Genomic DNA, 13,755 nt, shown 5'->3' on the forward strand with positions numbered 1-13,755 from the left:
ACTGTCAGTGGTGGCTGACAGGGTGGTTCCATGACCGCAGCGACACCGCTTCGACCCTCCCCGGTGGAGGCGGTTCGGGCTGCACTCTCGCGGGTGGACGCGGGGCTGGGTGATGCCCTGGGCGCACTCCGTCAGCTGGAGGACGGCGCACTGGCTGAGGTGTCGTCAGGTGAGTGTCGCGAGCTGCTGGACGCTGCCGAACGTGCGAAGCGACGTGCCGAGGCGGTGCGGTTGCGGGTCATCGCGGTGTCCGAGCGTGCTGGCGCGCATGCCACTGGTGGCTTCACGGATGTTTCGGCGTGGGTGTCGACTCGAGCCGGCACGAACCGGCCGACGGCTGCGGCGGATGCGGCTGTGGCATTGGCGCTGGGCGAGGAGGTGCCGGTCGATGAGTCTGCGGGCGACGGTTCGGCGGGCGATGGGCCTGCAGGTAAGGGGACGAACGCAGGTGCGGACGGCGGCGCTGGCGCGGCTGGTGACGGCGCCGACGGCGAGGCAGCCGGAGCCATGGATGGCGCGGCCGCGTGCGAGCGAGCTCGGCGGCCCGTGGCGAGTGCCTTGGACGCCGGAGACATCTCGGCGGATCATGCCAAGGTCATTCTGCGGGCGCTGGGTGACCTCCCGGCCGACGTGACCGACGCCGAACGGCACACGTGCGAGTGCGAGCTCGTCCGGTTGGCCGGTGGGCGGTCGCCGGCTCAGCTGCGCAAGGCTGCGCGACGCGTCATCGAGGTGCTCAAGCGTGATCGGGCTGCCGTCGACGGCGCGGAGAACGAGATCGTCGCGGCCACGGAGGCCGATGCACGGCGCAGGTCGGCGTTCTGGATCAAGGACAACCACGACGGCACGATGACCGGGCAGTTCACCGTGCCCTGGCTCGAAGGTGCCACGCTCAAGAAGATCATCGACTCGATGACGGCCCCACGCCGCTCCAGCCGCTCGAGCACGGTTCGGGCCACCGAGGCTGGGCCGGACAGGGGCTCCGTCGAGACTGGGCCGGTGGTGGGCGCGCGCGAGGCTGGACCGGGCAGAGGTTCGCGCGAGGCTGGTCCAGATGGGGACTTCGTCGCGTCCATGCCCGGCGACGCGGCTGCTGGGTGCGTGCCGGGCGACGTGATGGCGTCAGCGGCGTCGGTGTCGCGGGCTGAGCCGGAGGACTGGAAGGACACCCAGCTCGACTGGCAGCACCGGCGCGGCGGGGCGTTTGCGGATCTCCTGCGCCGGATTCCGACAGACCATCTGCACCCGAAGACCGCCGCGACCGTGCTCGTGTCCGTCGACCTGGAGACCCTCACGGGAGAGGTGCAGCAGGTCGCCGAAACAGACGTCGGGGACGTGGTGTCGGCGGGTGAGGTGCGCCGGCTGGCGTGCGAGTCCGGGATCATCCCCGCGGTGCTCGGTGGTGAGTCACTGCCGCTCGACCTCGGCCGGCAGCGCCGGTTCCACTCCGAGGCGCAGCGGATGGCGCTGTCACTGCTCTATGACTCGTGTGTGGCGGAAGGGTGTGACCGACCCTTCGCGTGGGGCGAGATCCACCACCTCACGGCATGGCGCGACGGGGGCGAGACGCGCGTCGACGACGGGGTTCCTCTGTGTGGGACACACCATCACTGGGTCGATGACCCCGCATGCTCGCACGAGGTCGTGCGCGATGACGCCGGACGAGTGACCATCCGGTTCAGGCGAAGGCCCAAGGCTGCCTGACTGGCGGCCGGACCCGACACCACCCTCCACGTTGCCGTGCGCCACGCGGCCATGGGGTGCTGCTCGAGGGCCGCCCGGTGGGGACGCGAGGCACTGGTCCAACGGACGAGGCAAGAGACAGCGCAAGATCAGAGTGCCCAGCGCAAGGCGGCGCACCCACGAAGCGTGCTGCTCGCTGGCCCAAAGGACGGGGCAAGATCAGAGCGCCCAGCGCGAGGCGGCGCACGTACCGAGTCCGCGACCCACCGTTCCACAGCACGGGTCAAGACCCAAGCACTCCGCACGGTGCCGCGCGCCGGGATGACCCCACGCTGTTCCAGAGCACGGGTCAAGACCTGAGTACGTGCGTGCATCCATGTGAGGCGGCCCGTGAATGGACGACGCGGCTCTTCGTGGCACCTGGTCGAGTCGGCTAGTCGAGGCGGTCGGCCGCCACCACGCCGCGCAGGACGCCGTCCATCGCCTTGCGGGCGGTGCGGCGCAGCTCAGTGTCCGGTGCGGCGTCGGCGATCTGGCCGAGGAGGTCGACGATCTGCTTGCAGCGGCGCACGAAATCACCCGCCGCCATGTCGGTTCCGCGCAGGACCGTGTCGAGCCGCTCCCCCGAAGCCCACCGATGCACCATCCACGCCATCCCACCATCCGGAGCGTCGGTCGTCTCGAGACCGTGCTCGGACTCGAGGTCGTCCAGCTCGCTCCAGATCCGCTGCATGGCCGTGATCGCCTCCGAGACCTCCTCGGTCGGCATTCGCGGCGACGGGTCCGCCTGCTCACCGCGCGGTTCGTACACGAGCGTCGACACGCATGCCACCAGCGACGGCCCGTCGAGCCGCTTCCACACGTCCCGGCGCAGGCACTCGGCCGCGAGCAGGTCCCGCTCGGTGTAGAGCCGCCGCAGTCGCTCCCCGCGCTCGGTCACCTCACCGCCGTCGAGGTACCCCAACCCCTCGAGGACGACACAGATCCGGTCGAAGGTCCGCGCCACCGAGTTCGTGCGTCCCTCGACCCGACGCTGCAGTGCCGACGTCTCGCGGCGCAACCGGTGCCACCGTTCGGCCCACCGCGCGTGGTCCTCGCGCTCCGGACAGGAGTGACACGGATGGGCGCGTAGCTCCTCACGCAGGTGCTGGATGCGGTCGTGCTCGCGGCCCGAACTCTCGGCCTCCACCGACGCAACCTCCCTGCCAGACTCGTCGGCTTCCGAGGACGCACCCTCACGCGGCCGCTTCGGCGGCGGGTCGTGCGGCACGTTGATCCGCAGTGTCGTCGCGAGGTCGCGGCGGGCCTTGGGCGACTTGGCGTTGAAGTGCTTCGGGACGGTGATCGTCGTCGCGGCCGTCACGGGCTCGGGGACATCGGTCAGGGTGAGGCGCCGGAACTGACGGTCCTCGGTCACGACGCCGGGACCGCTCGGCGCGCCCTTGCCCGGGCGACCCGTCTTGGCCGTCTGCACGACGACCGCCCAGCCTGCGCGACGACCGGCGGGAACCTTGATGACGTCGCCGATTCGCAGCGCTTCCAGGCTCAGGGCCGCCTCGGCACGCCGGCTCGCGGACCGCTTCTTGGCCCCCTCCTTCTCGGCGTCGGCGATCGCGCGCCGCAACGCGGCATACTCCCGGAAGTCGCCGCGGTCACAGTGCATCGCCTCGGCATACCCCTCGAGGGCTTCCTCGTTGCGCCGCACCTTCGTCGCGAGACCGACGACCGCGCGGTCGGCCTGGAACTGCGCGAACGACGTCTCGAGGATCTCGCGAGCCACCTGCCGCCCCACCTGCGCGACGAGGTTCACCGCCATGTTGTAGGTCGGCCGGAAGCTCGACCGCAGCGGATACGTGCGGGTCGACGCCAGCCCGCCGACAGCGAGCGGATCGAGTCCGCGCGACCACTGGACGACTGCGTGCCCTTCGATGTCGATGCCGCGGCGACCGGCACGACCGGTGAGCTGGGTGTACTCCGCCGGTGTGATGTCGGCGTGGGTCTCGCCGTTGAACTTCACGAGCTTCTCGAGGACGACGGTGCGCGCCGGCATGTTGATGCCGAGTGCAAGGGTCTCGGTCGCGAAGACCGCCCGGATCCGCCCGGCCGTGAACAGCTCCTCGACGAGCTCACGGAAGAGCGGCAGCATCCCCGCGTGGTGCGCCGCGAACCCGCGCGACAGCCCTTCGACGAAGTCGTAGTACCCGAGCACGCCGAGGTCCTCGTCGGCGAGTGAGCCCATCCGTTCCTCGACGAACCGCCGGATCGCCTCGCCCTCACGGGCCGGGATGAGCCGCGTGTCGGCGGCGAGCAGCTGCCCGACGGCGGCCTCGCAGCCCATCCGGCTGAAGATGAACGTGATCGCCGGAAGCAGCCCCTCGCGGTCGAGCAGCCCGATGACCTCCGCACGCGTCGCTCCCCCACCGGGCCGGCCGCCACGCGCGAACCCACCTTCGCGTCCACGGCCGACCGCGTCCTGACCGTATGCCGGCCCGCGCGCGTGCGTTGCTCCGCTCCCCCTGCCGCGGTGGTCGCGTTCGCGGTCACGTCCGCCGGCACCGCGCCGTCCGTCGCGGCCTCCGCGGCCGCCACGACCACGACGGTCATCACGATGTCCGCGACGGTCGAAGTCGCGGGTGCTGCCGCGCACCCAGCCGTCGTCGCCGCGGCGGTGCTCGGCGCTCTGGATCGCCTGCAGCAGCTCAGGATTGACTCGCGGGGTCGCCCCGTCCTCGCGCGGCTCGGCCGTCTCGTCGACGAAGAGGTCGAACATCGAGCGCCCGACGAGCATGTGCTGCCACAACGGAACCGGCCGGTGCTCGGAGACGACGATGGCGGTGTCGCCACGCACCTCCCCGAGCCACTCGCCGAACTCCTCGGCGTTGCTCACCGTCGCGGACAGCGAGACGACCTGCACGGACTCGGGGAGGTGGATGATGACCTCCTCCCACACCGCCCCGCGGAAGCGGTCGGCGAGGTAGTGCACCTCGTCCATGACGACGAAGCCGAGCCCCTCGAGAGTGGACGACCCGGCATACACCATGTTGCGCAGCACCTCGGTCGTCATGACGACGACCGGCGCCTCGCCGTTGATGGAGGAATCACCGGTGAGCAGGCCGACCTTGTCGGGGCCGTGCACGCGCACGAGGTCGTGGTACTTCTGGTTCGACAGCGCCTTGATCGGCGTCGTGTAGAACGCCTTGCGCCCGGTCTGCAGGGCGAGCCAGACGGCGAACTCGCCGACGATCGTCTTTCCCGCACCCGTGGGAGCGGCGACGAGGACACCCTGGCCCGCCTCGACCGCACGGCAGCCCTCGACCTGGAACTCGTCGAGGGGGAAGTCGAGCGTGGCCTCGAAGGCCGCGAGGTGCGAGGTCGACTCCGTGGGCCCGCTCATGCGTTCAGGCTACGTGAGCGCCCAGCCCGCGGCGTGAGGACTCACCCCAGGATGGTGACCGCACCGGGCACGACCTCGCAGGTCAGCGGCAGCGGCTGGAACCGTTCACCGTCGGCGTAGGCGACGATGCCGTTCGCCTCGAGCCGCACCCGACGTCCGCGCAGGATCTCGACCGCCGGGTGGTCCACGTGTCGCCCCGAGAAGACGCGCGGGAAGACCCGCAGCAGCGTCGGAATCGAGACCTCGTGCAGCACGAGGACGTCGAGCAACCCGTCGTCGAACGCGGCTCCCGGCACGATCTTCATGCCACCGCCGTATGCCGGCCCGTTGGCGACCGCGACGAGCATCGCCTTGGTCTCGTAGCGGCTTCCGTCGACCTCGACGACGTACGGGATGGGCCGGAAGACGCCGAGCTCGCGGGCGATGGCGAGGTTGTAGCGCATCTGGCCCTTGGGCCAGCTCCACCCGTTGGCGCGCTCGTTGACGACGGCGTCGAACCCGGCGGCGAGCACGCCGGCGAACCACCGCTCGTCGCCATGCGGGTCGACGACGCGGGCCGCGTCGATCCGGCGACGCGCACCGTGGGTGATGCGCTCGACCGCCTTCGCCGCGTCGCGGACGGGCAGCCCCAGCTCGCGCGCGGTGTCATTGCCGGTGCCTGCCGCGATGACGCCCAACGGGACGTCGGTGCCGACGACGAGGTTGACCCCGAGGTGGACCATCCCGTCGCCGCCCGCGACAACGATGCAGTCGACCGCGTCGTCGCGGATCGCCGCCCTGCCGCGTTCGAGGGCGTGTGCGCCGTCCATGGCCGAGAGGTCGACGACCTCGTGACCGTCCGCGGCGAGGAGAGCCGCGGCCTCTCGACCGATGCGCGCTCCCGTGTTCTTGCCCGCAGTCGGGTTGACCACCAGCCCGACCCGGGGCCGGGCCGCGGTCACAGCTCGGAGGCCTCGTCGTCCGCGACGTCGAGCCAGTCCGGCCGCGCCTTCTCGCGACGCCTGTCGATGAGGCGCGCCACGGCATACGCGACGAAGTAGAGGAGGATGAGCGGGATGGCGAGGAGGAACATCGTCATCGGGTCGGCCGTGGGGGTCGCGACCGCGGCGAAGACGAAGATCGCGACGACGGCGACACGCCAGCCCGCGAGCATCCGCGAGGCCGACAGGATCCCCACCGCGTTGAACGCGACGAGGAAGACCGGGAAGAGGAACCCGGCGCCGAAGACGAGGATAAAACGGGTGACGAAGGAGAAGTACGTCGACACCTGCTGGATGTTGGACGTGCCCTCCGGCGAGAACCCGTAGAGCAGCTGGAGCGACTGCGGCAGGACGACGTAGCCGAGCAGGCAACCGCCGAGGAAGAGCGGCACCGTCGCGGCGATGAAGGCCAGCGAGACCCGCTTCTCCTTCTTCGTCAGGCCCGGGACGATGAACGCCCACGCCTGGTACAGCCAGACCGGGCTCGCGGCCAGGACCCCGATGAAGACCGACAGGGTGATGAGGTTCGAGAACGCTGCCGTCGCCTCGGCGAAGTTGAGGCTGATGTCGCTCTGCGGGTTGGCTCGCTTGTAGTCGTTGAACGGCTCCGCGAGGAAGTCGAAGATCGCACCGTAGTTCAGGGCCGCGACGACCGCGCCCACGACGACCGCGGCGGCGGCCACGAAGACGCGCCGCCGGAACTCGCGCAGGTGGTCGCCGAGGGACATCCGCCCTTCGGGGTCGCGGGGACGGCGTCGGGGCAGGCGTCGTCGCACCCCACCTGCGGCTTCGGTCATCTGTGTGGCTGTCGGGGCGTGGGATCAGGAGGAGATGGGGCCGGACTGGTTGTCCGTCCGCGGGGCGTCCTCGTGGATGGGCGACGTGGAACGCGGTGCCGTCGGGTCGGTCTGCGTGCGGACCGTCTCGCCGGGAAGGGTGGACGTCGACGCGGTCGTGGTCGTGCTCCCCGCGTCCTTCTTGCCGTCGGTCTTCATCTCGTCGACCTCGGACTTGAACACGCGGGCCGACCGTCCGAGGCTGCGGGCCGCGTCAGGCAGCCGCTTCCAGCCGAAGATGACGATGAGCAGGACGGCGATGATGATGATCTCGGGAGCGCCGATGTTGCGCATGATGAGGTGCCTTCTCTCGGATGAGCGGTCGGTTGTCAGTCTACGTCGTGGTCGGTGGGCGACAAGGCGGTCCTGGCGCGAGTGGCGATGCGCTCGGCCAGGTCGGGCGGGTCGAGCACGACGACGTGCCCGCCCATGCGGAGCACGAGCCGCTCGAGCCAGGCGGTGTCGGCGGTACGCACGGTGACGATCCTGGCCGGCGCAGCGTCCCCTGCCGTGACAGCGGCGGCACCTGCCGTGGGCGCAGCCTCCTCTGCCGTGGGCGCGGCATCACCCTCGGGGGCGACCACGTCCTCGATGCTCTCGACCGGGTAGTAGTCGGCCACCCAGAACGCCCCCGGCAGCAGCCGCAGGGTCACGGCCAGGTCGTCCTCGCCCGGGCTGAACACCGACTCGCCGATGTCGCGCGGCGACACGTCGGCCGGAGGGGTCCCGTCCTCGTCGAGGGCCTCGAGCGCCTCGACCCGGTCGAGCCGGAACATCCGCACGCCCTGCGCGCGGTGACACCACCCCTCGAGGTACCAGTGGCCGTCGGCACCGACGACCCGCATCGGGTCGACGTCGCGCTCGGTTGCCTCGTCGCGCCCCGGCACGTGGTAGGTCAGGTGGACGCGGCGGTGGCGCGTCACGGCGTCGCGGGCCCGCTCGAGCAGCTCACCGGCCACTCCCCCGTCGGCGAGGTCGACCGACACCCGGGCGGCGGGCTCGGCCGAGGCACCCGCCGCTGCCTCGAGCTTGGCCAGCGCCCGCTCGATGGCGTCGCGTTCGGTGAGGCCGGGCACGTCGAGGAGCGTGCGCAGTCCGACGATGAGGGTCACGGCCTCGTCGACGCCGAGCCGGAGCGGGCGGGCGATCGTGTCGGCGTTGCCGACGAAGACCCGGCCCTCCTCCCAGTCGGCCTCGATGAGCTCGTCGGGCATCTGCCCGTAGCCGCAGAGGAAGAGGAGCTGGAGGTCCTGCTCAAGCTGCTCGACGCTGACGCCGAGACCCTCGGCCGCCTCGTCGAGGGCGATGCCCTGGCGGTTGACGAGCCACGGCACCATCGTGAGGAGCCGGGCGACGCGCGTCGTCGCGGTCTCGCTGGCCATCAGCCCGCGTCTCCCCTCGGCGAGTCGGCCCCACCGGAAGACGCGTGCGCCTCGAGAACCGCGCGCAGCAGCATACGGACGCGTTCGCCGAGCTCCTCCGGGCCGAGGACCTGCACGTCGTCGCCGTGCCCCGCGACCTCCTCGGCGAAGCCGTCGACGTCGCGGAAGTCCACGGTCACCTCGGTCCAGCCGCTGTCGGTCTCCTGGGTGGCGCTCGCGCGCCGGCGCAGGCTGTATGCCGCTCCCGGCCGGACGAGCAGCCGTGCCGGTCGCGCCTCGCCCGCTGGAGCGGAGCTCTCGACCATGACGCGTGGCTCGTGGTCGGCGGGCACCTCGAAGGACCCCGCCTTGCCAGTCCGCTTCACCGCGCCATCCACCCGCGAGAGGCGGAAGACACGCGGCGCCTCGCGGTCGAGGTCGTGCCCGGTGAGGTACCAGCGGCCGTGCCACTGCACGAGCGACCAGGGCTGGACCCGCCGCGTCGTCGACTCGCTGCTCTCGGGCCGGCGGTAGTCGAACGTCACCGGCGTGCGCGTGAGCACGGCGTCCTTCGTCGCCTCGAACGCCGGCTCGGTCGTGCGCAGCCTGGGTTCGATGCCGATGAGGGCGTCCTCGTCGCGCTCGACACCGGCCGCGCGCAGCTTGCGCAGGGCCTGCGCCGCGGGGCCGGCCATCGACGCCTGCGCCCAGCTGCGGCTCGCGAGGCCGAGGACGGCGAGCTCGTCGGGTGCGAAGTCGATGTCCGGCAGGGCGTAGTCGCGCTGGTGGATCCGGTAGCCCGGCTCGTCCTCGTGGAAGGCGTCGATCTCCTCGGTGACGAGCGGCACCCCGAGCGCACGCAGCTCGTCCTTGTCGCGCTCGAACATCCGATCGAAGGCGTCGATCGACGCGGTCTCGCCGTACTGCGGCACGAGCCCGCGGATCTGCGCCTTGGACAGCGGCCGCCGGGTGTAGAGCAGCACGAGGACGAGGTTGAGGAGGCGCTCGGTCTTCGCCGCCGTCCCCGTCGCTGCACTCATGCGCACGACGCTACTCGATAGCCTGCGTGACGTGATGCAGTGGCGCGAGGGCGAGATCATCCGTGCGGTCCGGGAGTGGCCGGGGGCGGTCGAGTATGCCGTCCGCCTCCGTTCCGCTCCTCCCTCACCGTCCGCTGACCCCACCTCCCCTCCCCGACTGATTGCGCAGGATTCGCAGGCGAGCGCCAGCGAGGATGCGAACCCTGCGCAATCAGACGCTGAAACCGGCCAAGCCAGGGAAGGCAGCGAGGTGCGCGCGCTGGCATACACCGCGATGGTGGGCCGTCCGGAGCTTGGCGACCGGGTCGTGCTCAACGCATCGGCGCTGCTCAAGGGTCTCGGCACCGGTGGGCTGGCGTTCGTCGTCGCGGTGCCGGACCGGTTGCCCGCCGACCCGCCGCCGAGCGAGGGGCACATCGTCAAGGCGCGCTACACGCCCCAGCAGCAGATGTTCCTCGCTGTCGACGAGCAGGACAGCCCGCACCACGCAACCCTGCGCGAGGCCGACTCCCTCGACGGCATGCCCGTCGTCGTCGCCGACCTGCACTCGGCACTGCCGGCGGTGGTGGCCGGGGTGCGTCTGGCGCGTCCCGACGCCCGGGTCGCCTATGTCATGACCGACGGCGGCGCGCTGCCGATCGCGTTCTCGCGCGCGGTGGCCGGCCTCAAGGACGCGGGGTGGCTCGCTGAAACGGTCACGGTGGGGCAGGCGTTCGGCGGTGACCACGAAGCGGTGTCGCTGCACAGCGGGCTGCTCGCGGCGCGGCACGTCGTGGATGCTGACGTCGTCGTCGTCGCCCAGGGCCCGGGCAACGTCGGGACGGGGACACCCTGGGGCTACTCCGGTGTCGCCGCAGCCGACGCGTTGCATGCCGTGCACGTCCTCGGCGGGACGGGCATCGCGTCCCTGCGCGTCTCGGGAGCCGACCCCAGACCGCGGCACCGCGGGATCTCTCACCACAGCACGACGGCATACGGCAAGGCACTGCTCTCCCCCGCCCTGGTGCCGGTCCCCGCGCCGGGGCTGCAGGCCGCGCAGGCGCCGGAGCCCATGCACGAGCCGGAGCCCGCGCACGAGCCGGCCGGTGATCCGGTGACGGGTGTGGGGCGGAGAGGTGACGAGCTCTATGCGCTGGTGCGCGAGCAGGCGCGTGACTTGGCCGAGTCGTCACGAGCCGAGCTGGAGGTCGTCGAGGTCGGGACGGACGGGGTGCTCGACGCGCTGCGCGGCTCGCCGGTGGGGCTGTCGACGATGGGCCGCAGCCTCGACGAGGACCCGGCGCCGTTCGTCGCCGCTGCAGTGGCGGGCATCCTGGCCGCGGAGCGCGCTGACTGACACGGGCGCGCCGAGCGAGGGACACGGGCGCGCTGAGGTACGTGGGCGCGCCGAGGTACGTGGGCGCGCCGAGCGAGGCAGAAGTTGCCGAGCCGACCACCCATCGGTGGCCGGCTCGGCAATCGGTGACTCGCTCGTGCGCTGACCGGCTCCGCGGCGGGCGCCCGAGGCTCGGTGACTCTGCGGGTCAGCTGACCTTGACGAGGTCGACGACGAAGATGAGGCTCTCGCCCGGCTTGATGACGGCACCCGCGCCGCGCTCACCGTAGGCGAGGTCGCTCGGGATGAGCAGGCGACGACGGCCGCCCTCCTTCATCCCGACGATGCCCTCGTCCCAGCCGCGGATGACTTGGCCGACGCCGAGGCGGAACTCGAGCGGGGCGCCGCGGTTCCATGACGCGTCGAACTCCTCCCCGGTGGAGTGGGCGACGCCGACGTAGTGGGCCTGGATCGTCGAGCCGACGGTGGCCTCGGCGCCGTCGCCGACGGTGATGTCCTCGATGACGAGCTCGGTGGGCGGCTCGTCGCCGGGAAAGTCGATCTCGGGGCGGGTCGTGTTGGGGTCGAACGGCATGGTGCTGGTCCTTCCGGGACGGGTGCGTGCCTGGTTCTGTTCGTGCTGCTGGTGCTGGTGCGGGGCGAGCGTGGTCGCGATGGCCCCGGCTCAGACGGCGCCGAGAATGTCGACGACGAAGACCATGGTGTCGGTGCCCTTGATCTCGCCCTGCCCCTGCGGGCCGTAGCCGTCCGCCGGCGGGACGACGAGGAGCATCCGGCTGCCGACGGTCTGGCCGACGAGGGACTTGTCCCACCCGGGCACGACCTGGCCGACACCGATCGGGGTCGACCACGCCGGGTTGGAGTCGAAGACCTTGCCGTTGGCCCAGAGCGCGCCGGTGTACGCGATCCGGATGGTCTGGCCCTTCTCGACCTTGGGGCCCTTGCCCGTGATGAGGGGCTGGGCGACGAGCTTCGTCGGGGCCTTGGTCTTGGGCATGGTGATCGTGGCGGGCTTGCCCGGGTTCATCTTCACCGTCGGCAGGCCGGCCTTCGGGGGGACGGCGGTCCCCGTGGCCTCCTTGAGGCTCGGGGAGGCGCTCACGACGTCGATGAGGAAGACGAGCGGGTCCTCGGGCTTGAGCCCGAGCTGCTGGTTGCCCTGCGGTCCGTAGACGTCCTTGACCGGCGCGGCGAGCAGCACCCGGCCACCGGGCTTGGTGCCGGGCAGCTGGTTGGCGAAGATCGGCAGCATCTGCTGGTTGGTGAGGTCGAGCCCGAACGGCTGCTTGTCCGTCCAGGTGCTCGACGCGACCTTGCCGTCGACGCCGTTGATGAGCTGGACGTTGACCGACGCGAGGCTGTCCTTGGTCAGCGGCTCGCCCTTGCCCTCGGTGATGACGCGCTTGGTCTCGCTCGTGACCTTGAGCGGCAGCGGGGCGATGGTCACCTTGGGCTCGGCACCCGCGGCGCCCTCGACCTTGACCTGGGCGAGCGGACCGGAGTCCTTCTTCTCCCCCGCGCCGTCGGATGAGCTGCCACAGCCGGCGAGGGCGACGGCGCCGGCCACGAGGGCAGCGGAGAGGGTGGTGAAGCGGGGGCGGGACACAGGTGACACCTTCGGTCGAACGGGGTGGGCAAGGTCCCCACCATAACCACAGCACCTGTCCCCTCCCTGAACCGCGAGCACGCCCGAGCCGCACGCGAGGGGCCGGGTCCGGGTCTACATCCCCGCGATGAGCCGCTCCACCCGCGGGTCCTCGTTGCGGAACGGGTCCTTGCACAGCACGGTGCGCTGCGCCTGGTCGTTGAGCTTGAGGTGCACCCAGTCGACGGTGAAGTCGCGCCGGTGCTCCTGGGCCGCCCGGATGAAGTCGCCGCGCAGCTTGGCTCGAGTCGTCTGCGGCGGACGGACCTTGGCCTCGAAGATCTCGGGGTCGCTGACTGCCCGCGCCGCCCGGCCTCGAGCCTGCAGGAGGTAGAAGAGGCCGCGCTGCCGGTTGATGTCGTGGTAGGCGAGGTCGATCTGGGCGAGCCGCGGGTGGTCGAGGTCCAGCCCGTGCTTGCCGGCGTAGTCAGTGATGAGGCGGTGCTTGATCATCCAGTCGATCTCGGTGTCGACCCGCGAGTGGTTCCCGGTCTCGACGGCGTCGAGCGTGCGCTCCCAGAGGTCGAGGACGGTCTTGTGGTCCGGGTCGGTGGCGCCTTCACGGTCGACGTATGCCGTTGCGGCAGTGAGGTATTCGCGTTGCAGGTCGAGGGCGCTCACCTGTCGACCGTTGGCCAGCCGCACGGTCCGTCGGCCGGTGGGGTCGTGGCTGATCTCGCGGATGGCGCGGATGGGGTTCTCGAGGGTGAGGTCGCGCATGACGACGCCGTCCTCGATCATCCGCAGCACGAGGTCGCACGACCCCACCTTGAGCAGCGTCGTCGTCTCGCTCATGTTGGAGTCGCCGACGATGACGTGCAGGCGCCGGTAGTGCTCGGCGTCGGCGTGCGGCTCGTCGCGGGTGTTGATGATCGGCCGGCTGCGGGTCGTCGCCGACGAGACGCCCTCCCAGATGTGGTCCGCACGCTGGCTCACCGCAAACTCGACGCCCTTGGAGGTGCGGACGAGCTTGCCTGCGCCACAAGTGATCTGGCGGCTGATGAGGAACGGCAGGAGCGCGTCGGAGAACGTCTGGAAGTCCCCGCTGCGGCCGATGAGGTAGTTCTCGTGGCACCCGTAGGAGTTGCCGGCCGAGTCGGTGTTGTTCTTGAAGACGTAGATCTCGCCCGTGACGCCGTCCTCGTGCAGCCGGGCTTGGGCGTCGGCGACGAGGCCCTCGATGGTGCGCTCCCCTGCCTTGTCGTGGGCGACGAGCTGGCGCAGCGAGTCGCACTCGGCGGTCGCGTACTCCGGGTGGCTGCCCACGTCGAGGTAAAGGCGGGAGCCGTTGGCGAGGAAGACATTGCTCGAGCGACCCCACGCGACGACCTTGCGGAAGAGGTAGCGGGCGACCTCGTCGGGCGTGAGCGTGCGCTGGCCCTCGGACGAGGCGGTGATGCCGTACTCGTTCTCGATCCCGAAGATCCGACGCTCCATGAACTCACTCTATGCGTGCGTGGCCGCCTCGAGTGGCCCCCTC

At 71.0% G+C, this 13,755-nt stretch carries 11 protein-coding genes; 2 read left to right on the forward strand and 9 right to left on the reverse strand.

Annotated features, from left to right (window positions below):
• The first annotated feature begins 30 nt into the window (after positions 1-30).
• Positions 31-1,704: an HNH endonuclease signature motif containing protein gene (locus BCF74_RS13000; RefSeq protein ID WP_106298388.1), complete on the forward strand. Its 1,674-nt coding sequence runs from the start codon at positions 31-33 to the stop codon at positions 1,702-1,704.
• Between the two features lie 412 nt (positions 1,705-2,116).
• On the opposite strand, the gene BCF74_RS13005 is transcribed toward BCF74_RS13000, so the two are convergent.
• From BCF74_RS13005 to BCF74_RS13030, 6 genes are read right to left on the reverse strand one after another with little or no spacing between them, the layout of a single operon-like run.
• On the reverse strand, positions 2,117-5,077 hold the full coding sequence (locus BCF74_RS13005) for a DEAD/DEAH box helicase (protein WP_106298389.1): 2,961 nt from the start codon (positions 5,075-5,077) through the stop codon (positions 2,117-2,119).
• A gap of 41 nt (positions 5,078-5,118) precedes the next feature.
• Positions 5,119-6,018 carry a diacylglycerol/lipid kinase family protein gene (locus tag BCF74_RS13010; RefSeq protein ID WP_106298390.1) on the reverse strand — a complete coding sequence of 300 codons (900 nt, stop codon included), beginning with the start codon at positions 6,016-6,018 and terminating at the stop codon, positions 5,119-5,121.
• Positions 6,015-6,854, reverse strand: a complete 840-nt coding sequence (gene tatC, locus BCF74_RS13015) for a twin-arginine translocase subunit TatC (protein WP_342747575.1) — start codon at positions 6,852-6,854, stop codon at positions 6,015-6,017. The genes BCF74_RS13010 and tatC overlap by 4 nt, the downstream gene beginning before the upstream one ends.
• Before the next feature lie 24 nt (positions 6,855-6,878).
• Positions 6,879-7,187, reverse strand: a complete 309-nt coding sequence (gene tatA / locus BCF74_RS13020) for a Sec-independent protein translocase subunit TatA (protein ID WP_106298392.1) — start codon at positions 7,185-7,187, stop codon at positions 6,879-6,881.
• Positions 7,188-7,222: 35 nt separating this feature from the next.
• Positions 7,223-8,275 carry a helix-turn-helix transcriptional regulator gene (locus BCF74_RS13025; protein WP_106298393.1) on the reverse strand — a complete coding sequence of 351 codons (1,053 nt, stop codon included), beginning with the start codon at positions 8,273-8,275 and terminating at the stop codon, positions 7,223-7,225.
• Complete coding sequence (locus BCF74_RS13030; protein WP_106298436.1) at positions 8,275-9,294, reverse strand: helix-turn-helix transcriptional regulator; 1,020 nt, start codon at positions 9,292-9,294, stop codon at positions 8,275-8,277. Before BCF74_RS13030 ends, BCF74_RS13025 begins: the two co-directional genes overlap by 1 nt.
• 34 nt (positions 9,295-9,328) lie before the next feature.
• Here BCF74_RS13030 and BCF74_RS13035 point away from each other — a divergent pair, with 34 nt between their 5' ends.
• Positions 9,329-10,630 (forward strand): DUF3866 family protein, encoded by a 1,302-nt coding sequence (locus BCF74_RS13035; protein ID WP_146132969.1) that lies wholly within the window; start codon positions 9,329-9,331, stop codon positions 10,628-10,630.
• Positions 10,631-10,817: 187 nt separating this feature from the next.
• On the opposite strand, the gene BCF74_RS13040 is transcribed toward BCF74_RS13035, so the two are convergent.
• The 3 genes from BCF74_RS13040 to pafA all read right to left on the reverse strand — a co-directional run bounded on the left by BCF74_RS13040 (position 10,818) and on the right by pafA (position 13,712).
• Positions 10,818-11,204, reverse strand: a complete 387-nt coding sequence (locus BCF74_RS13040; RefSeq protein ID WP_106298394.1) for an FKBP-type peptidyl-prolyl cis-trans isomerase — start codon at positions 11,202-11,204, stop codon at positions 10,818-10,820.
• Between the two features lie 90 nt (positions 11,205-11,294).
• Positions 11,295-12,236, reverse strand: coding sequence for an FKBP-type peptidyl-prolyl cis-trans isomerase (locus tag BCF74_RS13045; RefSeq protein ID WP_170070241.1), 942 nt, complete (start codon positions 12,234-12,236; stop codon positions 11,295-11,297).
• Positions 12,237-12,350: 114 nt separating this feature from the next.
• Entirely contained in the window at positions 12,351-13,712 is a 1,362-nt protein-coding gene (gene pafA / locus BCF74_RS13050) for a Pup--protein ligase (RefSeq protein ID WP_106298396.1), read from the reverse strand.
• Positions 13,713-13,755: the final 43 nt, after the last annotated feature.

This window comes from Knoellia remsis, from assembly GCF_003002895.1.
In the GTDB taxonomy this organism is placed as follows: domain Bacteria; phylum Actinomycetota; class Actinomycetes; order Actinomycetales; family Dermatophilaceae; genus Knoellia; species Knoellia remsis.

Coding starts and splice junctions, on each gene's coding strand:
- tatA (WP_106298392.1), bottom strand. CDS start 7,187: ATGCGCAACATCGGCGCTCCCGAGATCATCATCATCGCCGTCCTGCTC.
- pafA (WP_106298396.1), bottom strand. CDS start 13,712: ATGGAGCGTCGGATCTTCGGGATCGAGAACGAGTACGGCATCACCGCC.
- BCF74_RS13030 (WP_106298436.1), bottom strand. CDS start 9,294: ATGAGTGCAGCGACGGGGACGGCGGCGAAGACCGAGCGCCTCCTCAAC.
- tatC (WP_342747575.1), bottom strand. CDS start 6,854: ATGACCGAAGCCGCAGGTGGGGTGCGACGACGCCTGCCCCGACGCCGT.
- BCF74_RS13040 (WP_106298394.1), bottom strand. CDS start 11,204: ATGCCGTTCGACCCCAACACGACCCGCCCCGAGATCGACTTTCCCGGC.
- BCF74_RS13035 (WP_146132969.1), top strand. CDS start 9,329: ATGCAGTGGCGCGAGGGCGAGATCATCCGTGCGGTCCGGGAGTGGCCG.
- BCF74_RS13000 (WP_106298388.1), top strand. CDS start 31: ATGACCGCAGCGACACCGCTTCGACCCTCCCCGGTGGAGGCGGTTCGG.
- BCF74_RS13025 (WP_106298393.1), bottom strand. CDS start 8,275: ATGGCCAGCGAGACCGCGACGACGCGCGTCGCCCGGCTCCTCACGATG.
- BCF74_RS13005 (WP_106298389.1), bottom strand. CDS start 5,077: ATGAGCGGGCCCACGGAGTCGACCTCGCACCTCGCGGCCTTCGAGGCC.